Source organism: Gallibacterium salpingitidis (genome assembly GCF_001678495.1).
GTDB lineage: Bacteria > Pseudomonadota > Gammaproteobacteria > Enterobacterales > Pasteurellaceae > Gallibacterium > Gallibacterium salpingitidis.
Map to the genome: position 1 here is coordinate 1 of NZ_JTJL01000055.1, position 25634 is coordinate 25634.

Consider the following 25634-nt stretch of genomic DNA (forward strand, 5'->3'; position numbering starts at 1 on the left):
GTTAAAAGAGGGGTATGACTCGTTGTCGGCAGCGAAGGAGGACATTAAGAATTATGTATTTTATTATAATACCGTTCGTCCTCATGCTTACAATCAGGGATTACCACCCGTTTTAGCAAAACAACCTATCAGGGACTGTTAAATTAGTGGATCACTACAGTTGGTATAAATAGCACAGATTTGCCCTGTAAATTCTCTCCAGCAAAATCTAAAAACAGATCACTAACTCCTGCAAAATAGGAGCATAAAAAGAGCTTTTTCATTAGTTAGTTTCTCCTTTAAGAAGCTAAATTTAGAGATAAAAAATCTCATCAACTATCTGTCTTTATTATTTCTAATTTCACTACTGAAATAACCAATACAGGTTAAAAGATTATTTGTACAAATAATAGCACTATATAAATAAAGTACGTTTACTTTGATCCAACATAAGATAAACGTACTTTAAATGCTTAATTAAGAAAAAGGAAAATTGATACAATATGCCCTACTACAATTTACTTCCTTGCAAATACAACATTTCCAAGGCAATGGTTGCACCTGCTAACGCAGTAATATCAGATTGATCATAGGCTGGAGAAACTTCAACTACATCCATACCTACAATATTAACATCAGCTAAACCACGTAAGATTTTCAAGGCTTTATCCGTAGTTAAACCACCGCAAACTGGTGTTCCCGTACCAGGTGCATAGGCTGGATCTAAGCAATCAATATCAAAGGTTAAATAAACAGGTAGCTCTGTTCCCACTGTCTGTTTAATTCTTGCCACTACTTCAGCAACACTTAAATCATTGACTAACGGCGCGTCTAATACGGTGAAATCCAAATGGTGATCATATTCAGTACGAATACCAATTTGTACTGAATGTTTAGGATCAATTAAGCCTTCTTTAGGAGCGTGATAAAACATTGTACCGTGATCATATCGGCTACCATTCTCATAAGTATCGGTATGAGCATCAAAATGGATCATCGCTAACTTACCAAAATGTTTTGCATGCGCGCGCAATAATGGCAAAGTAATAAAATGATCACCACCCAAGGTTAAACAACGTTTTCCTGCTTGTAATAAAGAGGTTGTATGTGCTTCTAATTGCTCTACAAAATCTTGGTTGTCGCCATACGAATAAACAAGATCTCCGCAATCCACAATATTAAGCCGTTCACGTACATCAAAATTCCATGGAAAGCGACAATGTTCCCACGCTAAATTAACCGAAGCACGACGTATCGCTTCTGCGCCAAAGCGTGTACCCGAACGACCAGAAACAGAAGCATCAAAAGGAACACCTGTGATAACCCAATCGGCATCACTCTGTTGCGGCATAAAATTAACGGGTAAGCGTAGAAAACCAAAATTATTAGAAACTAATGAAATATCTTCTTTATGACCTAATGTATTAAACATATGATGCCCCTATGCGCTACTCTTCTTCCAAATAGGTGTAACCGTTCAACCCTTCTTCTAATTCTTTTAAGAATTGCAAGGCTTCTGATGCAGGTAAAGTTGAATGCTCTATTTGCTCACGATAACGTGCAATTAATTGCTTCGGATCTAAGTAAACATAATGCAGCATATCCGCTACCGTATTGCCTGCATCATGTGCCAATACTTTCACTGCACCTTGTTCATCTAACACTATATCAATAGTCGTAGTGTCGCCAAATAGGTTGTGCATATTACCTAAAATTTCTTGATAAGCCCCTACCATAAAGAAACCAACTAATGGTGGGTTATCTACAGAATAATTCGGCATCGGCATTGTAGTGGTAATACCATCGCCATCAATATAATGATCAATCGTACCATCGGAATCACAAGTAATATCCAACAATACCGCACGACGGCTGACTGGCTCATTTAATTGTGTTAATGGGCAAACTGGAAACAGTTGATCGATTCCCCACGCATCAGGTAATGATTGGAACAAAGAGAAATTAACATAGAGTTTGTCTGCAAAACGCTCTTGTAATTCATCAATAATAGTACGATGTGAGCGATGGCGTTCACTAAATAATTCGCCAACTTCATGACAAATATTTAAATATAATTGCTCTGCCCAAGCTCGTTGCTCTAAATTAATTAACCCAACATTGTATTGATTATGCACATCAGAAAGGTCAAATTGGCTTTCGTGAATCCAACTGCGCAAAGAACGTTTTTCACGTGATGATAAAATATCTGTCCACGTTTCCCACATACTATGCAAGACTCGAGGATCATTTTCTTTTGGTGCTGATAATTCCGTTGGTAAATACCGTTCAACCCCGATTACGTTGGATACCAATACTGCGTGATGCGCCGTTACTGCACGACCTGATTCAGTAATAATCGTTGGATGAGGCAAATTATGTTCACGACACGCTTGCCCAATTCCCCAAACAACAGTTTCTGCATATTCACGTAAGCCGTAATTTACAGAGCAATCTGATTCGGTACGATTACCATCATAATCAACACCTAGACCACCACCGACATCAAAACATTGAATATTAACGCCTAAACGATGTAACTCAACGTAAAAACGTGCGCTTTCACGAACACCTGTCGCCACATCACGAATATTGCCGAGTTGAGAACCTAAATGGAAATGCAATAATTGCAAACAATCTAAACTGGATTGCTCTTTTAATAAATTAACTAACTCTAATACTTGCGACGCAGACAAGCCAAATTTTGATTTTTCACCACCTGATGATTGCCATTTTCCTGAGCCTTGCGATGCTAACCTTGCACGTACCCCCAAACGAGGACGCACATTCAATTTCTTTGACTCTTCTAACACTAAGAAAATCTCAGAAATTTTCTCAATCACCAAATAGACTTTATGTCCTAGTTTTTCTCCCATTAAAGCAAAACGGATATACTCACGATCCTTATACCCATTACAGACAATCACAGTCTTTGTCTGACCAGCATGTGCTAGTACTGCCATTAATTCAGCTTTAGAGCCTGCCTCTAATCCGAGCGGCTGTCCTGAAGTAATTAAAGATTCAATAATACGACGATATTGATTTACTTTGATTGGGTACACCAAAAAGTAATTTCCCTCATAACCGAACTCCTCTCTTGCTTGTGCAAAAGCAGCATTAATAGAACGTAATCGGTGTTGAATAATTTGAGGAAAACAAAACAGAGTAGGCAGTCGTGCGCCTTGTTGTTGCATTTGTTCAGCTAATTTAGCTAACGACACTTTATTGGTTGGTTTTTCAGGATTAGGGCAAACATAAATTTCACCATTCTCATCCACATTGTAATAATTCATTCCCCAATAATTAATATTGCAGGCTTCACGAATAGTATCAGCGTTACTTGAAACAGCTTGAAGTTTAGGATTGAGGACAGTTTTTTCCACTGATTTAAGGCTCCTTATTTTGATAAAAAAGCTAACGGCTATTGAGATAGTCGGACCAAAAATAGAATTGCAAGAATAAAGCAAAAGTATTAGCAATGCTAGCAGTGATTAAGCATTAGCAATGAAAAATTATGTTGATTAGTGAAAGGGAAATTTAAATAAGATTGAAGTGGTGGAGATAATCGGGATCGAACCGACGACCTCTTGAATGCCATTCAAGCGCTCTCCCAACTGAGCTATATCCCCACAAGATAGGTCGCTGCTAATATTAATTGTCGCAGTTACTGATGTCAATGTAATTTAGCCAAAAAGCGAGAGGCTCCCACTTTTTGGCTAACTATTAAACACCTATTGGGCTGATGCTACTTTATTTTCAATAAACTCAATAGCTTGTTGAATTCTGGTTAAGCAGCGATCACGACCGATTAATTGCATCGTAATATCCAAAGATGGTGATTGACCAGCACCTGTTACTGCAACACGTAATGGCATACCTACTTTACCCATTCCAACCTCAAGTTCTGCAGCAGTATCTTCAATTTGTTGATGGATAGCGTGTCCGTCCCATTCCGGTAATGCGCGTAATTTCTCTAATACCTTTTGTAATGGTTCGATTGCAGCAGCTTTAAAATGTTTCTTCACTGCAGCTTCATCAAATTCACTGAAATCCTCAAAGAAATAACGACTTGCTGCAGCCATCTCTTTTAATGTTTTGCAACGTTCGCCTAATGCTTTGACAATTTCAGTTAATGCTGGACCATTCTCTGCATTGATTTGTTGATCCTGCATATGCCATTCAAGATAACTCGCCACTTTTTCTGCCGGTAACTCACGAATGTAATGGTGATTCAACCATAATAATTTTTCCGTATTAAATGCACTTGCAGAGCGACTTACACCATGGATATCGAAATATTTAATCATTTCCTCAATTGAGAAAACTTCTTGATCGCCATGTCCCCACCCTAAACGGACTAGGTAATTTAATAACGCTTCTGGCAAATATCCTTCATCACGATATTGCATTACGCTAACCGCACCATGGCGTTTGGAGAGTTTTTGCCCATCATCACCTAAAATCATCGAAACGTGAGCATATTGCGGAATTGGTGCATTTAATGCTTTTAAAATATTAATTTGACGCGGGGTATTGTTAATATGATCTTCACCACGAATAACATGTGTGATTCCCATATCCCAATCATCAACCACCACACAGAAATTGTAAGTTGGTGAACCATCAGTACGGCGGATAATTAAATCATCTAATTCGCCGTTACTAATTTCAATTTTGCCGCGTACTGCATCTTCAAAAATAACTGAACCTTCCGTTGGATTTTTAAAACGTACCACATGAGGTTCACTTGGGTCATGACTATGATCGTGCAAGCAATGGCGGTCATAACGTGGTTTTTCTTTATTTTTTTCTTGTTCTTCACGTAATGCTTCTAAACGTTCTTTGCTACAGTAACAACGATATGCCAACCCTTGTTCTAACATTTGATCAATGACTTCATTATAACGGTCAAAACGTTTGGTTTGATAATATGGCCCATGTTCCCAAGAAAGCCCTAACCACGCCATACTATCTAAAATAGCATCTGTTGCTTGCTGAGTTGAACGCTCCAAATCAGTATCTTCAATACGTAATACAAATTCACCTTGATTATGTTTTGCATACAACCAAGAATAAAGTGCTGTTCTCGCACCACCAACATGTAGATAACCAGTTGGACTTGGTGCAAAACGAGTACGCACTTTCACATTAGGATCTAAATTAAATAAACTTTTGATTTCCATTGAACTTGCCTATTCTTCTTAATTAATGTCAAAAAAACGCGCTCATTTTACTACGAGTTAGCGATATTCTTAACAAAAAGTTCGGATTTATGCTTACTTTTACAACAATTAATGCCAAAGCGACAAAAAGCGATTGACTGACCATAAATTATAATTATAATGCGTCGAACACAAAATGTGGGCGATTAGCTCAGTTGGGAGAGCACCTCCCTTACAAGGAGGGGGTCACTGGTTCGAGACCGGTATCGCCCACCATATTTTGTTTTTGTCATAAGGGCGATTAGCTCAGTTGGGAGAGCACCTCCCTTACAAGGAGGGGGTCACTGGTTCGAGACCGGTATCGCCCACCACTTATGACAATCACCCAAAATTAACAATGTGGGCGATTAGCTCAGTTGGGAGAGCACCTCCCTTACAAGGAGGGGGTCACTGGTTCGAGACCGGTATCGCCCACCATATTGTTAATAGCAACGAATAGATCATTCGGGCGATTAGCTCAGTTGGGAGAGCACCTCCCTTACAAGGAGGGGGTCACTGGTTCGAGACCGGTATCGCCCACCACTTCTATATCTCATCTTGTTTAATTAATTTTTCTTACTATTAAATTAATTCTATTCTCTTAGGCTATACTATCTGCCACACATTACGCTTATAGGAATTTTATTAATGCAATCGACACTTTATATCGGCATGATGTCAGGTACTAGCCTGGATGGCATTGATATCGCTGTAGTAGATTTCTCAGTTATGCCACCAAAAATTGTCGCTAAACAATTTACAGCAATGCCTGAACAGCTACGTCAACAACTGGCACAATTAATGCAAGGGCAGACAACATTACAACAATTAGGTGAAATCGAGCAGCAACTCACATTACTCTATGCCGAGCAAGTCAACGCCATCCTTGATACTCATCAGATTCCCGCAACGCAAATTCAAGCAATTGGTTGTCATGGACAAACCATTTGGCACGCACCACAAGGCAATTACCCTTTCACGATGCAACTTGTTGATGGCAATTTATTATCGGCACGTACCGGGATTACCTCAATCACCGATTTTCGTCGTAAAGATATGGCATATGGTGGACAAGGCGCTCCTTTAGTCCCGGCATTCCATCACGCCCTTTTTTCAAAACCTGATAGTTTTACAGTGGTGTTGAATATTGGCGGTATCAGTAATATCACTGTACTCCCACCAGATGGTTCAATCTATGGTTATGATACGGGGCCGGGAAACACCTTATTGGATAATTGGATCCAACGACAACAAGGCAAACGCTTCGATAATAATGGGGAATGGGCAAGCCAAGGCTCAATCAATCAAGCTTTATTAACACATTGCTTAAATGAGGCCTATTTTTCTCAACAACCACCAAAAAGCACAGGCAGAGAGTTATTTAATTTAACGTGGCTAGACACAAAATTAGCGTTACTTCCTGCAATTAAACCTGCCGATGTGCAAGCCACTTTACTTGAACTCACCGCTCAATCAATTTCTCAACAATTACCAGAAATCACATCTGATTTAACCTATCAACTATTGGTTTGCGGTGGTGGTGCAAGAAATCAGCTTCTAATGCAACGTTTACAAAAATTGCTGCCCCAATGGCAAGTTCTCACTACCAATCACTATGGTATTGATATTGATTTTGTTGAAGCTGCTGCTTTTGCGTGGTTGGCTTACCAAACAATGCAACATAAACCAAGCAATGTTCCTGCAGTAACAGGAGCATCACAACCAGCTATTTTAGGTGCTATTCATTTAGCCGATATTTTTTAGTTTTAGGATTCCGCTATGTCATCTCTTACACAAACTCTCGACAAACTGACTTCTGAACAACGCAACCCAAACTCAATGTTATTGGATCGTTTATCTTCATTAGCGATCGTGCAATTAATGAATCAAGAAGATCAACAAGTTGCGTTGGCTATTCAATCCCAATTACCACAAATTGCTAATGCCATTGATCATATTGTGGCAGCCTTTCAACAAGATGGACGTTTGATTTATCAAGGCGCTGGTACGAGTGGACGGCTCGGTATTTTAGATGCTTCTGAATGTCCGCCAACATTTGGCGTACCCGCAACGCAAGTTGTTGGTATTATCGCTGGCGGTGATCGCGCTATCCGTCAAGCAGTCGAAAATGCGGAAGATAATGCAGAAATGGGAAAAAGTGATTTACAGCAACTCCAGTTATCAAGCAAAGATGTACTGGTCGGTTTAGCTGTTAGTGGCAGAACGCCTTATGTCTTAGGTGGTTTGCAATATGCTAAACAAATTGGTGCATTTACGATTGCAATTAGTTGTAATCCAAATTCAGCAATGGCTGAAATTGCTGATATTGCAATTACACCAGTAGTAGGCGCTGAGATCCTAACGGGTTCCTCTCGCTTAAAAGCCGGTACAGCGCAAAAAATGGTACTCAATATGCTTTCTACTGCCAGTATGGTGCAAACAGGTAAGTGTTATCAGAACTTAATGGTCGATGTACAAGCAACCAATGAAAAATTGCGTTATCGTGCCATAAAAATCGTAATGCAAGCGACTGATTGTGATCAAGATACTGCCGCTCACTATTTGCAATTAGCTGATAACCAAGCGAAATTAGCAATTATGATGATTTTAGGCGGTTTATCTCGCCCACAAGCAGAACAACTATTACAACAACATCAAGGTAAGCTTGCTTCAGCGTTACAACAAACAAAAACGGCGGAATAAATCCGCCGCTTATCATTCTAATTTTTAAGGTTTATAGATGATCTCTACACCCTCTTCATCTTCTTCTGACCAGTCATCATCCCAATCATCGTCATCTTCAATAATTTCAGCATCTGCCAATTGTTGTTGATGGTAATCTTCCCATTTAAATTTCACTTCTTCATTTTCAGGAACAACTGCTTTCTCACGTGGATTTGCTTCAATGAAATCCATCACATCCCGAACCAAATCAGGCACATTCTTACCTGTTGCCGCAGAAATCAAATAGTACTCCTCTTCCCAACCGATACGTTCTGCAATCTCAGCTGCACGTTGTTGTGCTTCTTCTTCATCCATCGTATCAATCTTATTGAATACCAACCAACGTGTTTTTTCTGCTAATTTTTCACTATATTGGAAAAGCTCAGTTTCAATAATCGCAATATTATCAGCAGGATCGCTTTCATCGATTGGTAAAATATCCACTAAATGGATCAATACTCGACAACGTTCCAAATGTTTAAGGAAACGTGTTCCTAGCCCAGCGCCTTCGGAAGCTCCCTCGATTAACCCTGGAATATCCGCAACAACAAAGCTACGATTTGCATCTACTTTTACTACCCCTAAACTTGGTACTAATGTGGTAAATGGGTAATCAGCCACTTTTGGTTTAGCCGCAGATACTGCACGAATAAAGGTTGATTTTCCTGCATTTGGCAAACCTAACATTCCTACATCAGCAAGAAGCATCAACTCTAACTGTAAATCACGTTTTTCACCCGGAGTACCATTCGTTTTTTGGCGAGGCGCACGATTCACCGAAGATTTAAAACGGGTATTACCAAGTCCATGATAACCCCCCTTTGCAACCAATAGTTTCATATTGTGTTCGGTTAAATCTCCCACAATTTCCTTGGTATCATTATCGATTGCACGTGTTCCGACTGGTACCCGCAAAGTAATATCGTTACCTCTATGTCCAGTACAATTTGAACTACGACCATTTTCACCACGTCCAGCAGCAAAACGTTTCTCAAAGCGGTAATCTACTAATGTATTTAAATTTTCATCTGCAATTAAATAGACATCACCACCATCACCGCCATCACCGCCATCTGGACCACCTTTAGGAATATATTTTTCACGGCGAAAGCTAACGCAGCCATTACCACCGTCGCCAGCTTCTACTCTAATTAATGCTTCATCAATAAATTTCATAATTATTTATCTCCTATGACGTCAAACCGACGTGTCTTAATTAATTTATGTCCTGCTGCTGAACACAAAGCACCTAATACCACAATAAATGCGCCAACATAAGCTAAAAAATTTAAATTTGATGCTGCAACGGTATCAGGAAAAGTACGATGAAATATTTCCACAAACAAGATAGTAAACAATGGGGTTAATGTAATAATTGAGCTTACTTTTGCTACTTCCCAACGATTTAATGCTTCTGCATAAGCACCATACGCAACTAATGTATTTAAACAGCAATAAACCAAACACAACCCTGTAGTCCAATTCAAGCCTGACAGACTCGACGGTTGGCTAAATGGTGTAAAAATTAACGCAGCACCAATATAAAAAATTAATAAAATTTGCTGTGAACTAAACCGGCGTAATAATAACTTTTGCGCAATCGCATAAGATACCCAAATGATTGCTGCAGATACGCACAGCAAAACCCCTTTTGTATAGGCTGTTAAACTAGTAAATAATTCGACTAAACGTTCATTAAAAAAAGTCAGTAAGCCAACAAATAATAATGTAGCACCTAGTTTTTGATTCCAACTAAGTCTTTCTTTAAAGATAAGGACTCCAGCTAACATCATAAAGAAAGGGGAAACTTGCCCCAATACTTGTGATACTGACGGATTAATATATTCTAATGAAGTATTAAAAAGGATAAAGTTAACCGCTAACCCCATACAACCAACTAAGGTAATCCAACGAAAACGCTGGTTAAAAGCGACTTTTATTTTCGGTAGCTTACCAGTCACTATCAGAATAATCGCTAACCCTAGCATAGCAATTAAAAAGCGCAACCACACAATGGTATAGCTATCTAATACTGTTAATACACGCTGTAAAGCAAGCGGCAGAGATCCCCAACAAATCGCTGTCGTTAATGCCAATAGAAAACCGGATAATGGTCGTTCAGCTTGCCTCATTATTTTTCCTTGGTTAATGACGTTATCGTTCAGAATACTACCGTTTTCTTTCTGACTCAATTCAGGAAATATTATTAACCTATTTCACCAAATAATAGATAAAAAACTGCACCCATCAGTAAAACCGTTGGGTGCAGTTATCAATTAAAAGAATTGTGTTATAAAAAAAACGATTACTTAATTTTCGCTTCTTTATAAATAACATGCTTACGAACAACTGGATCATATTTTTTGATTTCCATTTTTTCTGGCATGTTACGTTTATTTTTAGTTGTAGTGTAAAAATGACCTGTTTCAGCTGTAGAAACTAGTCTAATTTTTTCACGAGCACCTTTTGCTGCCATTTTTCAGCTCCTTAGATTTTTTCGCCTTTAGCACGAAGATCAGCTAAAACTGCATCGATGCCTTTTTTATCAATAATACGCATACCTTTCGCTGTTAAGCGTAAAGTAACGAAACGGTTTTCACTTTCAACCCAGAAACGGTGAGTGTGAAGATTTGGTAAAAAACGACGACGAGTTGCGTTCATTGCGTGTGAACGATTGTTACCAACTGCCGGACGTTTGCCTGTTACTTGACAGACTCTGGACATTTGTAATTCTCCAATAATTAACTAAAGCTTAAGCTCTACGGTTCGGATTACCAACATTCTAATTGGTTTAGATTTGTTAGCTACCTCGTCAGGTATGAAACCCGACCCGCTACTAACTATATTAAAGGTCGTGGATTATACTCACTTTATCTTGATTTCTCAAGCCTGATCATCAAAATAGATCGCTAAAAAACTGAATATTTTCTCTACCTTTCTTTGATTAAGATACTAATTGTTGTTTTTCTCTATTTTGTAATACTAAGCGCAAAATAGTGATTGAGTTCATCACAATGACTGTTGATTCTAGCAAAATACCGCCATAAGAACCGACTAAAATATTATTTGTTAGCCAACATCCTGATCCCATTAACATTAACACTCTCATCGGAATCCCTTTTAAGAGAAATAATGAAATGGTGCCAATAGTTGTGCCTAAAATCGGGAAAAATTGCCAAATCGAATCCGCTACGATATAGCCAAACGTAATACCAATAATGACAAAAAATAGTGCCACATATTTGGAAGAAACATAAATTGCAGTAGCAGTCCGACAGGCAGACAATAACGAACTCAATGCCGAAACATACGACCCCAATAAAATAAAGTGTGTCATATAAACTAAATTTTGGATCAACATCACCGCCTTTAGTTTTTTATCATTACGTTGATAAAAAGAGAGCACACCTAATATAAATGCGGCAATCCCTAATAATTGCGGCAAATTAAATAATTGTTCAAACATAACATCAATCTTAATTTCTATTACTCCTTTAACCTACATCATGCACATTCTTGTAAAGAAAAAGCTAAAAAACGAAATATCTTTTAGCTTTTTATCATAACCCAACTATTTATATACTTTTCATTTTGCTATGTTTTACATCGCATCCCGTTCATCGTATAAATCACGATCTTTAGTTTCTATTGTTACATATGTTGTATAAACATTAATTAACATTAATAAACTCATAAAGATAGCTACAGCAACCCAACCACCTAAATAAGCAAGAATAATAGACGCTAACATTGGTACCAATCCACCACCAATTGCTCCAATTTCACGTGCTAAAGTTAATGCGCTATATCTATATCTAGATCCAAAAATTTCTGGTAATTGTGGGCTTTGTACTCCCATTGCGCCTTCTGCAGGGAACCAGAAACAAAATACCATTACTAAGCCAATCAAAATTGGTGAACCTGTATTGACCATCGTGAAAGCCAAAATTGGGAAAATGCACATAATGACGGCATAGATTAGTCCGGCTTTGCGACGCCCAATTTTATCTGATAACCAACCACCAAATAAACCACCGATAATTCCTACAGTTGCCCCAATCGCCGTCGCAGTAGAGAAAATAGGCCCGCCATCAGCACGTACATAATTTACAATGTATCCACCTAAAAAGGCTTGATACATAAATGAATGACCGACACATGGGAAAGTAAAACCAAAGACACGAAGCATATTTTTCTTTGATTTTTGCCACGCTTCCACAATTGGCGCTGCACGTTTTGCTCTTTCCTTAAATTCTTTTTGTTTATCTAAAAAGACTGGTGATTCATGTAATTTTAAGCGCATCCAAATCGCAAACATTGTAACAAAGATAGTAAGCAAGAAAGGAATGCGCCAACCCCACGCAATCAAATCTTCTCGACTTAAACTAGTAAGCACAACTGTCCAAACTAAACCACCTACTACCGTACCCGCACTAGCGCCAGCCCAGACAAAACTTGCAGTAATACCTCGTTTTCCAATTGGTGCAATCTCGGTTAAATAAGTCGTTCCAGAAGTATATTCAGCACCAACAGCTGCACCCTGAACACAACGACATAAAACCAATAAAATTGGTGCCCAAATTCCTATCGCACTATAAGATGGAATTAAACCGATACAAAATGTTGCTAATCCCATCAACATTACTGTCATTGAGAGTACCCATTTTCTACCGTAAATTTCACCTAGATGAGAAAAAATCACACCACCGATCGGGCGTACCAAAAAGCCTACACCATAAATTCCAAAAGCAGAAATTAGTGCAATTTTAGGATCTGTATTCGGAAAAAAAACTTGCCCAAAACATAATGCAGAAGCTAAAGAAAATAGTGTCATTTCCATTTGGTCAAGTGACGTACCAATTGCTGCTCCTATCTTCGCCCGAGTCAATTGTCTTTTAAATTCTGTATCTTCCGATCCAGACAATACTTGTGTTGCATTCATAGTGCTCTCCTAAGATATAAAACTAAGTTATATATTAGAAATACCGTATTAGTGGTTACATCCCTCAACTACTAAAATCGCTTTCTAACGTATGACGAATGCTCAAATCTCATTACCCAACATATCTAGTTTTTATTTCACAAACCTGTATTAATTTTTTAAGAGGTAGATCAGATAGTTATACATCTCATCTACCCTTTTTTATCACTTATTTCACTAATCCCATTAATTCTGGTACAGACATCGAAATTGCTGGGATATAAGTCACTAACATCAAAGTGACGAAAATTGCAAAGAAGAACGGCAATAACGTTTTAATCACTTGTTCAATCTCAACATTACCAACCTTACAACCAGTAAAGAGAATCGGTCCTACTGGCGGTGTAATCGTTCCCAATGACAAATTAAATACTAATAAGATTCCGAACTGCACTGGGCTCATACCCAATGAAGTACAAATCGGTAAGAAGATCGGTGTAAAAATTAACACCGCAGGCGTTGGATCCATAAAGGTACCAACAAGTAGCAGAATAATGTTAATAATTAATAAGATCAGAATTGGATTATCGGTAACAGATAATAATCCTGAAGCAATCATATTCGGAATTTGGGTAAATGCCATAACCCATGACATTACAGAAGAAGTTGCCAACATAAAGATTACGATCGCAGACATTTTTGCTGTTTGTAAGAAAATTTGCGGCAACATTTTAAATGAGAGCGTTCTATAACAAACACTTAATATTAAGGAATAGACAACAGCAATTGCTGATGCTTCTGTCGCTGTAAATACTCCAGCTAAAATACCACCAATCACAATCAACACTAAAGAAAGGCTAGGAATAGCAGCTAATGTGACCTTTAGACTTTCTGCACAAGTAATCTTTGTTCTTGCAACATAGCCACGTTTTTTCGCCATAAACCCAGCAATAATCATCACTGCAATACCCCACAAGATACCTGGCAAATAACCCGCCATAAATAATGCAGAAACAGAGACACTACCCGCCACTGTTGCATACACAATTACAGTATTACTTGGTGGAATCAACATTCCTGTCGGTGCTGATGCGATATTTACTGCTGCACTATAACGTGGATCATATCCTTCTTTTTTCTCAATTGGCGTCATAATACCACCAACGGCAGCAGCTGATGCCACTCCAGAACCGCTGATTGAACCAAATAGCATATTGGAAATGATCGTTGTTTGAGCAAGTGATCCTGGTAAAAAACTACTAAAAATCTTCGCAAAATTGATCAAACGAATAGCGATACCACCACTATTCATAATATTGCCAGCCAAAATAAAAAATGGGATGGCGAGTAAAGCAAAAGAATCTAAACCAACAAAAATACGTTGTGCTGAAGTCACCATACCGCCTTGAAATGGCAAAATAGATAACATTGCAGCAACAGATGAAACGCCAACACTAATACTAATCGGTGCGCCTATCACCAATAAAAACACTGTGCCAACAAGCATAATTAAAGCGGCGGTTGTAGCTAAGTCCATAGTAAATTTCCTCTATGAAAATCATTTATCTGCACGCTGATAAAATTTCATTAAATTAAAAATCGAATAAAACACAATAATTCCACCACTAATTGGAATTGCTGAATAAATCACCCCAATAGGAATTTGTAATGCTGAATCCAATTGGAACATCTGCTTAATAGTTGCGCTATAACCACCAATAATCATTACACCAATACCAAAAGCAGCAATCGCAATTTCTGAAATAGAATTAGCAACAAGTTGTAATTTTGGTGAAAGTTTATTTTTCAAAAACGCAATTTCCATATGTTCTCTTAAACCAAAAACATAAGCGCCAGCAAATAAAATCAGCCACACAAAGAGATAACGAGATAAAACTTCACTAATTGCACTCGGACTATTAAACACGTAACGAGAAACGACTTGATAAGTAATCAATACTGTCATCAAGCCAACAATAAAAATACAGATCCCTTCAATGATCTTATCGAGAACTTTTTTAATTAAACATAAAACACTAAACACCACACACCTCCACGCACCATACCAACAAAAAATAAAGATAGGCGAACCGACTCGCCTATCTTATTTTTGCTTATTTCAATGCGATAATTTTTTCATATAACGCTTTTTGTTCAGGTGTTCTGATTAACTCTTCTTGTAACGGTTTGCAGCTTTCTTGGAACGGTTTGGTATCCACTTCTACGAAAGTTGCTCCTTTTTCTTTAGCAAATGCTTCCGCAGTTTTAATTTGCGCATTCCATAGCTCAAATTCTTTCTTGGTGCTTTCTTTTGCTAATTTCTTCAAAGTGGCTTGATCTTCTGGAGTCATTGAAGATAAGAAAGATTCGCTAACAACTAACAAATCTGCAACACGTAAGTGACCCGTACGAGAGAAGTAAGGCGCTACTTCATATTGTTTTAAATCTGCATAAGTAATTTCATTATTTTCTGCACCATCCAACACACCTTGTTGAATCGCGGTATAAACTTCACCTTGGTTCATTGGCACACCGGTACCGCCCATACAAGACAACATTTTAATCATTGTGTCAGATTGCAATACGCGGATTTTCTTACCTTTAAGGTCTGCAATTGTTTTAATTGGTGCACCTTTGGTATAAAGACTTCTTGCACCTGCGGTATAAGCAGTTAATACCTCAAAACCAAATTTTTTAGTTGAAGCAAAGAGATTATCTAAAATATCTGAAGTAAACACTTTCTCTTGGTGAGCGGTGTTTGCATAAACATATGGAATACCTAATACAGCAAAGGTTTTGTCATAGTTTTCTACTAACGGATTAGCAACTACCGCCATTTGAATCGCACCATTTTGCACTAATTCTAATGAAGCACGTTGATCCCCTAATAATTCATTTGGGAATACACTCACTTTATAACGCCCATCTGTCGCTTTAGATAATTGTTCACCAAACTCTTTTAATGCTTGGTATTGTGGGTGTTTATCAGATTGGTTAAACGCCACTTTCAATTCTGTTGCGGCAGCAACATATGAAGAATAAAGCGCTGTAATGGCTGCAGCTAAAAGAGTGGCTTTTTTAGATAATTTGAAGATCTTCATCTTGCTCTCCTGTTTTGGATAGTTTGTAGAAAAATGAACAGATATGACTAACGTAACTCTTGCATTGGAATGAAATCCATATCATCAAAAGTTTGATTTTCACCAGCCATACCCCAAACAAAGCTGTAATTCTTCGTACCGCAACCAGAATGAATTGACCAGCTTGGCGAAATAATTAATTGTTTATCTCGCACCACAATATGACGAGTTTCTGTTGGCTCGCCTAAGAAATGAAAAACGACTTGATCAGGTTCAATATTGAAATAGAGGTAAGCTTCCATACGACGTTCATGCGTATGAGCAGGCATAGTATTCCAAACACTACCTTTTTCTAGCTCTGTCATTCCCATACAAAGCTGACAAGTTTGTAATACATCAGGATGTAGATATTGATTAATGGTACGTGCATTAGAATTTTCTAATGAACCTAGTTTTACTTTACGTGCATCACTATATTTCACTAACTTACTTGGGAATGAATGATGTGCTGGTGCACTAAGACCATATAGCACTGCTGGTTGTTGTTGATCTAAAGAAGAAAAAACAATTTCCTCTGTTTCTTTTCCTAGATACACAGCATCCAAATGATCTAGTGTAAAACTGCCTTGTTTTGTTTCAACTAACGCCGTACCTCCAAGGTTGATCAATCCTAATTCTCTACGTTCTAAGAAAAACTCTGTACCAAAAGATTTCTTATCAATAACTTCATCTAATGACAATTTCGCTGAACCATTAGGTATTGCGCCTAATGCAACTAAACGATCAATATGGCTATAAACGACATTAATTTTGCCGACTTGAAATAAATCTGCGCAAAGAAATGCTTCACGTAAACGATCTGTATCATAAGATTTCGCATCTAATGGATGCATATTATGTAGAACCTTCATTCCATACCTCCTAAAATAATTGAGCTAAATCTAAAACAGAATTTCATTTCCGTCTATCACCAAAAATCAAATTTGTGATTTAGATCTAAAAATTTTAAAACAATGTTTTATTTTTATAAAAATGAAGGTTATAGTTCGCTTAGGATAATCAGATTAGATAGCTAACTTACTCTGTTTAAACCTGAGAATCGTATATTCGCTAAACAAAATATTTCTAATAAGAATATGATTGTTTATAATTCGTCAGTTTTGTTGTTATGGGGAACTAATTTAAAAAGATGAAAAAAGAAAATACCTCAATAGAATCAGTTGCTTCGGTACTGAAAGTTTTCAGTATTTTAGAAATCTTATCTGAACAAAAAGATATCGGTATTACCGAGTTATCACAAAAATTGATGATGTCAAAAAGCACGACTTATCGTTTTCTACAAACAATGAAAAATTTAGGCTATGTCTATCAAGAGGATGACAGTGATAAATATGGCCTCAGTCTTAAGCTTTTTGAGCTTAGTGCAAGATCACTAGAATATGTTGACCTGATTGCATTTGCCGATAAAGAAATGCGTGGTATTTCTGAAAAAACAGGTGAAGCGTTACACCTTGGTATTTTAGAAGGTCACGAAATTGTTTACCTACATAAAATTGATTCAAAATACAATTTACGTATGCAGTCACGAATTGGTCGCCGTAATCCGTTATACAGTACCGCTATTGGTAAAATTTTACTTTCCGGTGTTACTGATGATGTCGTGCGTTCAATTTTAGATGGTGTTGAATTTGTACAATCTACAAAGAATACTGTAAGTAATGTGGAAAAACTAATCCCTGAAATCCACCTTGTTCGTGAACAACATTACGCAGAAGATAACGAAGAGCAAGAAGACGGGTTAATTTGTATCGCTGCACCAGTTTATAATCGTTTAGGGCAAATTATTGCAGGCGTTTCTATTTCTTTACCGTCAATTCGTTTTAAAGAAAAAGAACGCCCATATTTAGTTAATCTATTGCAACAAGCAGGAAAACACATTTCCGAACGCTTAGGTTTCTATGGTTATCCTGTCTTGAACGACAAACAATAATTAAATTGATGGCATAGCGGTTGTTGGAATAATAGCACCTTTGTATTGAATAACGGTGCTAGCTACTTGATGTCCTGCTGCTGCAGATTCCGCAATCGTGCCGCCTTGTAATCTTTTCGCTAAATAGCCCGCACTAAAAGAATCACCTGCTGCTGTCGTATCGACAACTTTCTCCACACGCACTGCTGCAACTTCACAACGTTCAGTAGTTGTCGCCACTACACAAGGCTCTTTACCTCTTTTCACAACAACTTCTTTAACGCCTAACTGCAATGCTTGTTTGATCGATTGTTCATAATCGGTGAAACCATATAACGCTTGATCATCTTCAAAAGTTAGGAAAGCCATTTCCGCTAAAGAAAGAATTTTCTTATATGCTGCTTGCGTCGCTTCAATACTTTCCCACAAGGCTGGACGGTAGTTATTATCAAAAATCACTTTGACAGATAATTGTTCAATTGCAGCTAACAATTTTTCACGATCTGCTACTGGCAAAATAGCCAAGCTAATTCCGCTTAAATAAAGGTATTGGTATGATGATAACGCTTTAACCACATCCGCAACGGTGAGATTTGCTAACCAATAACGTGCTGCTGCATCATTACGCCAATACAAAAAGCGACGTTCCCCATTAGGATCTGTTTTAATCATATATAAGCCAGGTTGCTTATTTGGCACTGTGAATACAGCTGATGTATCAATATTTTCTGTACGCCAATATGCTAACATCTCTTGGCTTAAATCATCTTTACCAACACCCGTAATATAAGCAACCTGTGCCGAAGCGCCTAACAAACGCGAAAGATAAATCGCCGTATTTAATGTATCACCCGCAAAACCCTGACGATAACCTGCTTTATCGCCAGATAGTTCAATCATACATTCCCCTAAAATTGCAATTTTATTCTGCATTGTAAGCACTCCTTTTTACTCTCTATTATCTTGCTAACCAACCGCCATCAACTGCAACAGTATAACCATTAATATAGTCTGATGCCGCAGATGCTAAGAATACACATGGGCCAGCTACATCTTCTGGTAAACCCCAACGGCCAGCTGGAATACGATCTAAAATTTCTTTACTTCTAACATCATCACTGCGTAATGCTGCTGTGTTGTCGGTTGCCATATATCCTGGGGCAATCGCATTAACGTTAATGTTATATTTCGCCCACTCATTAGCCATAGCACGAGTAATCCCCATAACAGCGCTTTTAGACGCAGTGTATGAAGGTACACGAATTCCACCTTGGAATGAAAGCATAGAAGCAATATTAATGATCTTACCGCCAGATTGTTGCTTAATAAACTGCTTCGCTACAGTTTGTGAAAAGAAAAATACTGTTTTTAAGTTGATATTAATTACATCATCCCAGTTTTGTTCAGTAAAATCGATCGCATCTTCACGACGAATAATACCTGCATTATTAACAAGAATATCAATCTTGCCAAAAGCAGCTACTGCTTGTTCTACTAATGAAGGAATCTGATCTTGCTCCATTAAATTTGCCTTTAAATTGACAAAACGTCTGCCTAATGCTGCAATCTTTTCTGCAGTTTCTGTCGCATCACTTAAATTCACCCCAACAATATCACAACCAGCTGCAGCTAAACCTAATGCCATTCCTTGTCCTAATCCTGTATTACAGCCAGTGACAATGGCAACTTTTCCAGACAAATTAAATTTTTCTAACATTTTTTTCTCCTCATTTTAAGCATATTAAGAAAAAGCTCCGATAAATAATAATTTGTTTTGTATTTTTTGAAAAGCTGTTTTATTATTTTTAGTGTAAAAATTTAATTTTTGTGATCTAGGCTAAATTAACGCAACTTTATCCGGTTTATTTAGAGAAAATTTAGCTAAAAAAATCTCTCTTATCCTAGAATAAGAGAGATGGAAACCTCAAAAATGGAATTTGGATCTATGAATAACTTATTGACGATAATGGCTTAAAAATCTGGCTAATTTCACCATTGCTTCTTCAATTTGATGTACATATGGCAAGGTAACAATACGGAAATGATCTGGCTTGTGCCAATTAAAACCACGACCATGCACCAAGAGCACCTTTTCTTGTGTTAATAAATCAAAGACAAATTTTTCATCATCATAGATGTTATACATTTCTGTATCAATTTTCGGGAACATATACATTGCCCCTTGTGGCTTAACACAACTTAACCCAGGAATCTGGTTAATCAATTCATAAGCTTTATTGCGTTGTTCTAATAAACGACCACCTGGCAAAATAAATTCATTAATACTTTGATAACCACCCAGTGCAGTCTGGATCGCATGTTGCATCGGTACAGTCGCACATAACCGCATCGACGCCAACATATCTAAGCCTTCAATATAACCTGCTGCAGCTTTTTTCGGCCCATTTAAAACCATCCAACCTTGTCTAAAACCTGCAACACGATATGCTTTTGATAGACCATTTAAAGTCACTGTCAATAAATCTGGCGCTAATGCAGCAATATGGTGATGCACTGCGCCATCATATAAAATTTTGTCATAGATTTCGTCAGCAAACACAATCAACTTATTTTGACGCGCGACTTCTGCAACCTCTAGTAATAGATCTCTACTATAAACGGCACCTGTAGGGTTGTTCGGATTAATAATGACAATGGCTTTTGTTCTTTCTGAAATTTTCTTCTTAATATCTGCAATATCTGGGAACCAATTTTGTTCTTCATCGCATAAATAATGAACTGCTTTACCACCAGATAGTGTTACCGCCGCTGTCCATAGCGGATAATCAGGCATTGGCACTAATACCTCATCACCATCATTTAACAATGCTTGCATCGACATGGTTATTAATTCAGATACACCATTACCAATATAAACATCATTTACCCCAACGTTTAATAAACCTTTCGATTGGTAATACTGCACAATCGCTTTACGCGCTGAATAAAGCCCTTTGGAATCACAATAACCTTGCGCTGTTGGTAAATTTCTAATCACATCAACCAAAATCTCATCTGGCGCTTCAAAGCCAAATGGCGCTGGATTACCGATATTTAATTTTAAAATCTTATGTCCTTCTTCTTCTAAACGACAAGCCTCTTTATGTACTGGTCCACGAATATCATAACAAACGTGTTCCAGCTTATTTGATTTTGGAAAATAGTCCATTCTCGCCACCCTATCTGCATAATTTCAACTGTAAATTTCGATTACTTTACGCTAATTTTTTAGGCTTAGAAAGATTTTCAAGAAGTTTATTTGAAATTACGGTAGAATTACTCCTTTTCTAATCTTTTGGATAAATAGATCCCTTTTTGCAATGAATGTATTACAACAAATCAAAACATTACTCACTGAGCAGATTGCTATTTATCAACCATCATCACAATCATTCGGTGAAATACAAATTAGCCTTAATTCACCAGCTGTTGATCTATTAACTTGGCTAAAAGCGCAAACATTATTCCCGCAATTTTATTTTGAACAACGTAAACAAGAATATGTTGTCGCTACTATTGGTGCGATACACACTATCAACGATTTTACGCTGCTTACACAATTGAAACAGGAATACCCAACATTTAATTTTATCGGCGGAGTAAAATTTGCTGGTGAAATTCAATTTATTTTGCCTCGACTTTATCTTGAATGCCGTTCACACCAAGTTATCGTAAAACTCTTTATCGATCATCGTAACTGGTCAAATGAACGACAAAAATTATCGCAAGATTTAGCTTTGTTGACAGAACAACAACCATTGACATCAATATCACAAATAAAACCTAATTTATTGTCACAAAGCAGTGATCAACGAAGCTGGCAACAACTTATACAAAATGCATTAATTGCAATGCAGAAAAAACAGTTTGCAAAAGTGGTATTAGCACAAGAAATGATCTTTCAGTTAAATAAACCACTAAATGCCTTTGATTTCTTAGCAGCAAGCCGCTTAGTCAATCACCATTGTTATCATTTTATACTTGCAGAAACAGCAGATAATATTTTTCTCGGTGCTAGTCCAGAATGTTTATATCAGCGTTCAGCTAACCATTTTCATACTGAAGCTTTAGCAGGTACTGCACCCATTGGTGAAACAGCACAGCAACAACAAAAATACCAATCTTGGTTGTTACAAGATCCAAAAAACTTAGAAGAAAATCAATTTGTTGTCGATGATATCTGTCATCGTTTAGCGCCTTATTGTACGGAAATTAATATTGAAAAAGTGCAATTGCGCCAATTACGGAAAGTACAACATTTATGTCATCCCATTCATGCTACATTAGCGGTAGAATATACTGATTGGGAACCTTTATTTGCGATTCATCCAACCGCTGCTGTTGCCGGTTATCCAAAACAAGCAGCAATGGATTTTATTACCCATAATGAACCATTTAAGCGTAATTGGTATGCTGGCGCCATTGGTGTTATTTCGCAAAATTTTGCTGAACTCTGTGTTGGTTTGCGCTCAGCTAAAGTAACCAATACTCAATTACACCTTTTTGCTGGCGCTGGTATTGTCAAAGAATCAAAAGCAGATGAAGAGTGGTTAGAAATAGAAAGGAAAATGTCTGGGTTATTATCTTTATTCGAGATTAATTAGGAGTTAGGAGAACATAATGTCAATAAGTACGTTTAATCGCTGTTGGTCTAAAGTGATCTTAAAAACATTGCTCAATTATGGTGTAAAACATATCTGTATCGCTCCTGGCTCGCGCTCAACTCCACTCACTTTAGAAGCTGCTCGCTTACAAGATGCTAGTATGGTCACTTGTCATACCCATTTTGATGAGAGAGGTTTAGGTTTTTTTGCGCTCGGTCTAGCGAAAGCACAACTCAATCCAGTTGCAATTATTGTTACCTCAGGCACTGCTGTTGCTAACCTTTACCCTGCTATTGTTGAAGCGTATCAGACTCAAGCCAATTTAATTATTTTGAGTGCAGATCGACCATTAGAGCTAATTGATTGTGGTGCTAATCAAGCTATCCCACAAGAAAATATGTTTGCCCATTATCCAGTTGCTACCGTTAATCTACCTAAACCAAGTCAAGATTATGCAGCAAACTGGTTAGTTTCAACGTTAGAACAAGCTTGTCATCAACAAAAATTAACTCCTGGTGTTGTACATATCAACGTTCCTTTTGCTGAACCATTATATCAGGCAGATCTTGCACAAATTGATACGCACAATTGGCTGCAACCAATCAAAACTTGGCTCAATGGCAATAAGCCTTGGACACAACACCCAGACAATCAAATAGAAGTATTAATTCATGAAAAATGGGATCTTTGGCGTACAAGAAAAGGCGTTGTCGTAGTAGGCAGATTGCCGCTCGAACAAACTATGGGTATTGCAACATGGGCGAATACGATGGGATGGATACTACTTACCGATATCCAATCTGGTGTCGAAGCCACTTTACCTTATGCCGACATTTGGTTAGCCAACCAGACTGTTTTTAAACAATTACTACAAGCAGATATCGTTATTCAACTCGGTAGCGGAATTATTAGTAAACGTATTAACCAATTCCTTAATGCATTCCAAGGTGAATATTGGTTGGTTGATGCTTCACAACGCCGTTTAGATCCATCACATCATCAACAAACACGTTTTCATGCTAAAGTTCATCATTGGTTACGTGCTCATCCACCGCTTAGACAAAAACCTTGGTTATTAGAACCTTTAGCACTATCGCAATTCTGTGCAACTTTCATTGAGCAACAAGTAGGTAGTAACTTAAATGAAGCCTCTCTCGCTCATCATGTAGAAAGATTGTTACCAAATAATGGCGTTTTATTTTTAGGTAATAGTTTATTTGTTCGATTAGTAGATGCTCTCTGTAAATTACCTAACAATTACCCTGTCTATACTAATCGTGGTGCAAGTGGCATCGATGGTTTATTAGCGACCGCAGCAGGTATCGCAACCGCAAAAGAATTGCCATTAGTAGTAATGCTTGGCGATATTTCGACATTACATGATCTGAATTCATTTGCCTTATTCAGAAAGTTAAACTTGCCAACAATTATTTTTGTTATCAACAATAATGGGGGTGCCATTTTTGATATGTTGCCTGTTGATACAGAAGCAAAAGAGCAATATTACCGTTTACCACACAGCTTAGATTTTTCTCAAATAGCAGCGATGTTTGAACTCAATTATTCTCGTCCATATACTTGGGCAGATCTCAGTTCAACTTTAAAAAATGCTTATGCACGTAAGAGCGCTACTGTAATTGAGATAAAAGTTAATGCTACAGAAGGTAGTTCAATTTATAAAAACTTAGTTGAACAAATCTCTCAAGCAGTGATTGGTGCTTAATTCAATAATTGTATGACTAAATTCTAACTATAGTTTTTGCCCTTTCTCTGTTATGCTGAGAAAGATCATTTTAATTACTTTAAAGGAGAAAAAATGATGAAAACAATAATAAAACTTACCACAATCTCAATCTTAATGCTCTCTCTTGCTGCTTGCGGAAATTTAAGTAAGCGAGATAAAAGTACAATCGCAGGTGCTGGTATTGGAGCAGTTGCCGGCTCTGTACTATCTAGTGGTAGTGCTTTAGGTACAGTTGGCGGTGCAGCTGTTGGTGGTATTATAGGAAATCAAGTCGGTAAATAATCAGCTTTCCAATTCTATATAAAAATAAACGCATTCATTATAATTATGAATGCGTTTTTTATTTTTATTAAAATTATTATGAATCTTTTATTGCTAAAATTAATCCTAACACCTACCTTACTACTTCTTGCAACTCTAGCTGGAAGAAAATGGGGACCTACTGCAGGAGGATTAATTGTTGGTTTACCACTTACATCTGGACCAATTTCATATTTTTTGCTTCTCGATCATGGTATCGAGTTTACACAAAATGCTATTACCGGTTCATTATGTACACTAACAGCGCAACTTTTATTAGCAATTAGTTATATTAAATTCGCTAAATATGGAGCAGTAATTGCTTCAATATTTGCCATTTTAACTTTTATATTAGTTGCTTCTCTCTTATTTTACCTTTCATTATCTAAATCCCAATTACTAATAATTGGCATAACATTAATAATATTTTCCCTCGTTTCAATTCCCTTATCTAATCAAAATCAAATAAAGATTTCCTCGCCAAAATGGGATATCCCGCTTAGATTGGTTGTTATCACTATGCTGGTAATTTTTGTCACTTTTATTGCAAAATTCATTGGTCCTCAAGCTAGCGGAATACTTGCATCATTTCCATTTATGGCATTAATTCTTGGTATTTTCACTCATCAAATTTCAGGCTACCAATCTGCACAATTGGTAATGAGAGGGTTAATTAAAGGACTTCTTGGTTTTGGCATATTTTTTTATACTTTAAGCCTATTATTGGTAGAACATAATTTATATTTATCGTATTTGATCGCTACATTGCTTGCTATTATTGTGCAAATTCCACTTCTTATCTTTAAGAAAAAATCCTAATAATAATTTCTTCCTCGAATAATATAAATTCTCTCAAAATATGATGAAAAATTAATAATTAATTACACCACATTTTCAATTAAATGCGCTATACAACTAGAGGATCTGGAAAAGATTATTTTAAGTAAGATCTAAGAAAATAAGGTATGTTTAAAATGAAATTGAAATAGCCAAAGTAAAATCCAACCATTCCTAAAAAATCAAAAAATAGAAATCAAAAAAACAGAAAAACAGAACCCAAAATCACAAAATAAAAAAACAATAAAAAAACGCTAGTCGATTCCTCAACTAGCGTC

At 37.2% G+C, this 25634-nt stretch carries 24 protein-coding genes and 5 tRNA genes; 12 read left to right on the forward strand and 17 right to left on the reverse strand.

What is annotated here, in order from left to right:
• Window positions 1-22 precede the first annotated feature (22 nt).
• On the forward strand, window positions 23-142 hold the full coding sequence (locus tag QS62_RS11895; protein ID WP_231923704.1) for a hypothetical protein: 120 nt from the start codon (window positions 23-25) through the stop codon (window positions 140-142).
• A gap of 348 nt (window positions 143-490) precedes the next feature.
• On the opposite strand, the gene speB is transcribed toward QS62_RS11895, so the two are convergent.
• From speB to gltX, 4 genes are all read right to left on the reverse strand, one after another.
• Entirely contained in the window at window positions 491-1411 is a 921-nt protein-coding gene (speB, locus tag QS62_RS09455; RefSeq protein ID WP_066109319.1) for an agmatinase, read from the reverse strand.
• A gap of 16 nt (window positions 1412-1427) precedes the next feature.
• Complete coding sequence (gene speA, locus QS62_RS09460) at window positions 1428-3359, reverse strand: biosynthetic arginine decarboxylase (RefSeq protein ID WP_156536773.1); 1932 nt, start codon at window positions 3357-3359, stop codon at window positions 1428-1430.
• A 170-nt stretch (window positions 3360-3529) separates the two neighbouring features.
• Window positions 3530-3605: transfer RNA gene (locus QS62_RS09465), tRNA-Ala, on the reverse strand.
• A 102-nt stretch (window positions 3606-3707) separates the two neighbouring features.
• Window positions 3708-5159 carry a glutamate--tRNA ligase gene (gltX, locus tag QS62_RS09470; protein ID WP_066109322.1) on the reverse strand — a complete coding sequence of 484 codons (1452 nt, stop codon included), beginning with the start codon at window positions 5157-5159 and terminating at the stop codon, window positions 3708-3710.
• 179 nt (window positions 5160-5338) lie between these two features.
• Here gltX and QS62_RS09475 point away from each other — a divergent pair.
• From QS62_RS09475 to murQ, 6 genes are all read left to right on the forward strand, one after another.
• Window positions 5339-5414, forward strand: a tRNA-Val gene (locus QS62_RS09475).
• Window positions 5415-5433: 19 nt separating this feature from the next.
• Window positions 5434-5509 (forward strand) — tRNA-Val (locus QS62_RS09480).
• A gap of 30 nt (window positions 5510-5539) precedes the next feature.
• A tRNA-Val gene (locus QS62_RS09485) sits at window positions 5540-5615 on the forward strand.
• 29 nt (window positions 5616-5644) lie between these two features.
• Window positions 5645-5720: transfer RNA gene (locus QS62_RS09490), tRNA-Val, on the forward strand.
• Between the two features lie 105 nt (window positions 5721-5825).
• Window positions 5826-6941 (forward strand): anhydro-N-acetylmuramic acid kinase, encoded by a 1116-nt coding sequence (locus QS62_RS09495; RefSeq protein WP_066109325.1) that lies wholly within the window; start codon window positions 5826-5828, stop codon window positions 6939-6941.
• 15 nt (window positions 6942-6956) lie between these two features.
• Window positions 6957-7880: an N-acetylmuramic acid 6-phosphate etherase gene (gene murQ / locus QS62_RS09500; RefSeq protein WP_066109330.1), complete on the forward strand. Its 924-nt coding sequence runs from the start codon at window positions 6957-6959 to the stop codon at window positions 7878-7880.
• Between the two features lie 24 nt (window positions 7881-7904).
• Here the strand turns inward: murQ and cgtA are convergent, their stop codons facing one another.
• From cgtA to kduI, 10 genes are all read right to left on the reverse strand, one after another.
• Window positions 7905-9077 (reverse strand): Obg family GTPase CgtA, encoded by a 1173-nt coding sequence (gene cgtA, locus QS62_RS09505; RefSeq protein ID WP_066109333.1) that lies wholly within the window; start codon window positions 9075-9077, stop codon window positions 7905-7907.
• A 2-nt stretch (window positions 9078-9079) separates the two neighbouring features.
• Window positions 9080-10033 (reverse strand): DMT family transporter, encoded by a 954-nt coding sequence (locus QS62_RS09510; protein WP_066109336.1) that lies wholly within the window; start codon window positions 10031-10033, stop codon window positions 9080-9082.
• A 173-nt stretch (window positions 10034-10206) separates the two neighbouring features.
• A complete protein-coding gene (gene rpmG / locus QS62_RS09515) occupies window positions 10207-10377 on the reverse strand; it encodes a 50S ribosomal protein L33 (protein WP_066109341.1) in 171 nt (56 codons plus the stop codon).
• Between the two features lie 11 nt (window positions 10378-10388).
• Window positions 10389-10625: a 50S ribosomal protein L28 gene (gene rpmB / locus QS62_RS09520; RefSeq protein ID WP_013746215.1), complete on the reverse strand. Its 237-nt coding sequence runs from the start codon at window positions 10623-10625 to the stop codon at window positions 10389-10391.
• Window positions 10626-10845: 220 nt separating this feature from the next.
• Entirely contained in the window at window positions 10846-11367 is a 522-nt protein-coding gene (locus QS62_RS09525) for a YgjV family protein (RefSeq protein ID WP_066109344.1), read from the reverse strand.
• A gap of 135 nt (window positions 11368-11502) precedes the next feature.
• Window positions 11503-12843, reverse strand: a complete 1341-nt coding sequence (locus tag QS62_RS09530) for an MFS transporter (protein ID WP_066109347.1) — start codon at window positions 12841-12843, stop codon at window positions 11503-11505.
• 208 nt (window positions 12844-13051) lie between these two features.
• Complete coding sequence (locus QS62_RS09535) at window positions 13052-14359, reverse strand: TRAP transporter large permease (RefSeq protein WP_066109350.1); 1308 nt, start codon at window positions 14357-14359, stop codon at window positions 13052-13054.
• Window positions 14360-14380: 21 nt separating this feature from the next.
• Window positions 14381-14866 (reverse strand): TRAP transporter small permease, encoded by a 486-nt coding sequence (locus QS62_RS09540; RefSeq protein WP_066109353.1) that lies wholly within the window; start codon window positions 14864-14866, stop codon window positions 14381-14383.
• Between the two features lie 70 nt (window positions 14867-14936).
• On the reverse strand, window positions 14937-15923 hold the full coding sequence (locus QS62_RS09545; protein WP_066109356.1) for a TRAP transporter substrate-binding protein: 987 nt from the start codon (window positions 15921-15923) through the stop codon (window positions 14937-14939).
• A 47-nt stretch (window positions 15924-15970) separates the two neighbouring features.
• Window positions 15971-16813 carry a 5-dehydro-4-deoxy-D-glucuronate isomerase gene (gene kduI, locus QS62_RS09550; protein WP_066109359.1) on the reverse strand — a complete coding sequence of 281 codons (843 nt, stop codon included), beginning with the start codon at window positions 16811-16813 and terminating at the stop codon, window positions 15971-15973.
• A 278-nt stretch (window positions 16814-17091) separates the two neighbouring features.
• Here kduI and kdgR point away from each other — a divergent pair, with 278 nt between their 5' ends.
• Complete coding sequence (kdgR, locus tag QS62_RS09555; RefSeq protein ID WP_066109362.1) at window positions 17092-17892, forward strand: DNA-binding transcriptional regulator KdgR; 801 nt, start codon at window positions 17092-17094, stop codon at window positions 17890-17892.
• Here kdgR and kdgK read toward each other — a convergent pair whose 3' ends face one another.
• From kdgK to QS62_RS09570, 3 genes are all read right to left on the reverse strand, one after another.
• Window positions 17893-18804: a 2-dehydro-3-deoxygluconokinase gene (kdgK, locus tag QS62_RS09560; RefSeq protein WP_066109365.1), complete on the reverse strand. Its 912-nt coding sequence runs from the start codon at window positions 18802-18804 to the stop codon at window positions 17893-17895. It abuts the gene before it with no gap.
• Between the two features lie 25 nt (window positions 18805-18829).
• Entirely contained in the window at window positions 18830-19588 is a 759-nt protein-coding gene (kduD, locus tag QS62_RS09565) for a 2-dehydro-3-deoxy-D-gluconate 5-dehydrogenase KduD (protein ID WP_066109368.1), read from the reverse strand.
• Between the two features lie 237 nt (window positions 19589-19825).
• Window positions 19826-21040 carry a pyridoxal phosphate-dependent aminotransferase gene (locus QS62_RS09570; protein WP_066109371.1) on the reverse strand — a complete coding sequence of 405 codons (1215 nt, stop codon included), beginning with the start codon at window positions 21038-21040 and terminating at the stop codon, window positions 19826-19828.
• A gap of 151 nt (window positions 21041-21191) precedes the next feature.
• On the opposite strand from QS62_RS09570, the gene QS62_RS09575 reads away from it, so the two are divergent.
• The 4 genes from QS62_RS09575 (at window position 21192) to QS62_RS09590 (ending at window position 25338) form a co-directional block, all read left to right on the forward strand.
• Window positions 21192-22475 carry an isochorismate synthase gene (locus QS62_RS09575; protein ID WP_066109374.1) on the forward strand — a complete coding sequence of 428 codons (1284 nt, stop codon included), beginning with the start codon at window positions 21192-21194 and terminating at the stop codon, window positions 22473-22475.
• A gap of 16 nt (window positions 22476-22491) precedes the next feature.
• Complete coding sequence (gene menD / locus QS62_RS09580) at window positions 22492-24198, forward strand: 2-succinyl-5-enolpyruvyl-6-hydroxy-3-cyclohexene-1-carboxylic-acid synthase (RefSeq protein WP_066109377.1); 1707 nt, start codon at window positions 22492-22494, stop codon at window positions 24196-24198.
• 93 nt (window positions 24199-24291) lie between these two features.
• On the forward strand, window positions 24292-24501 hold the full coding sequence (locus QS62_RS09585) for a glycine zipper 2TM domain-containing protein (protein ID WP_330998004.1): 210 nt from the start codon (window positions 24292-24294) through the stop codon (window positions 24499-24501).
• Window positions 24502-24546: 45 nt separating this feature from the next.
• Window positions 24547-25338 (forward strand): hypothetical protein, encoded by a 792-nt coding sequence (locus tag QS62_RS09590; protein WP_082966177.1) that lies wholly within the window; start codon window positions 24547-24549, stop codon window positions 25336-25338.
• The last annotated feature ends 296 nt before the right edge of the window (window positions 25339-25634 follow it).

Bases quoted from the DNA above. Each gene is read 5' to 3' on its own strand.
- speB (WP_066109319.1), bottom strand. From the start codon at position 1,411: ATGTTTAATACATTAGGTCATAAAGAAGATATTTCATTAGTTTCTAAT.
- gltX (WP_066109322.1), bottom strand. From the start codon at position 5,159: ATGGAAATCAAAAGTTTATTTAATTTAGATCCTAATGTGAAAGTGCGT.
- QS62_RS09495 (WP_066109325.1), top strand. From the start codon at position 5,826: ATGCAATCGACACTTTATATCGGCATGATGTCAGGTACTAGCCTGGAT.
- murQ (WP_066109330.1), top strand. From the start codon at position 6,957: ATGTCATCTCTTACACAAACTCTCGACAAACTGACTTCTGAACAACGC.
- cgtA (WP_066109333.1), bottom strand. From the start codon at position 9,077: ATGAAATTTATTGATGAAGCATTAATTAGAGTAGAAGCTGGCGACGGT.
- QS62_RS09510 (WP_066109336.1), bottom strand. From the start codon at position 10,033: ATGAGGCAAGCTGAACGACCATTATCCGGTTTTCTATTGGCATTAACG.
- rpmG (WP_066109341.1), bottom strand. From the start codon at position 10,377: ATGGCAGCAAAAGGTGCTCGTGAAAAAATTAGACTAGTTTCTACAGCT.
- rpmB (WP_013746215.1), bottom strand. From the start codon at position 10,625: ATGTCCAGAGTCTGTCAAGTAACAGGCAAACGTCCGGCAGTTGGTAAC.
- QS62_RS09525 (WP_066109344.1), bottom strand. From the start codon at position 11,367: ATGTTTGAACAATTATTTAATTTGCCGCAATTATTAGGGATTGCCGCA.
- QS62_RS09530 (WP_066109347.1), bottom strand. From the start codon at position 12,843: ATGAATGCAACACAAGTATTGTCTGGATCGGAAGATACAGAATTTAAA.
- QS62_RS09535 (WP_066109350.1), bottom strand. From the start codon at position 14,359: ATGGACTTAGCTACAACCGCCGCTTTAATTATGCTTGTTGGCACAGTG.
- QS62_RS09545 (WP_066109356.1), bottom strand. From the start codon at position 15,923: ATGAAGATCTTCAAATTATCTAAAAAAGCCACTCTTTTAGCTGCAGCC.
- kduI (WP_066109359.1), bottom strand. From the start codon at position 16,813: ATGAAGGTTCTACATAATATGCATCCATTAGATGCGAAATCTTATGAT.
- kdgR (WP_066109362.1), top strand. From the start codon at position 17,092: ATGAAAAAAGAAAATACCTCAATAGAATCAGTTGCTTCGGTACTGAAA.
- kdgK (WP_066109365.1), bottom strand. From the start codon at position 18,804: ATGCAGAATAAAATTGCAATTTTAGGGGAATGTATGATTGAACTATCT.
- kduD (WP_066109368.1), bottom strand. From the start codon at position 19,588: ATGTTAGAAAAATTTAATTTGTCTGGAAAAGTTGCCATTGTCACTGGC.
- QS62_RS09570 (WP_066109371.1), bottom strand. From the start codon at position 21,040: ATGGACTATTTTCCAAAATCAAATAAGCTGGAACACGTTTGTTATGAT.
- QS62_RS09575 (WP_066109374.1), top strand. From the start codon at position 21,192: ATGAATGTATTACAACAAATCAAAACATTACTCACTGAGCAGATTGCT.
- menD (WP_066109377.1), top strand. From the start codon at position 22,492: ATGTCAATAAGTACGTTTAATCGCTGTTGGTCTAAAGTGATCTTAAAA.
- QS62_RS09585 (WP_330998004.1), top strand. From the start codon at position 24,292: ATGATGAAAACAATAATAAAACTTACCACAATCTCAATCTTAATGCTC.
- QS62_RS09590 (WP_082966177.1), top strand. From the start codon at position 24,547: ATGAATGCGTTTTTTATTTTTATTAAAATTATTATGAATCTTTTATTG.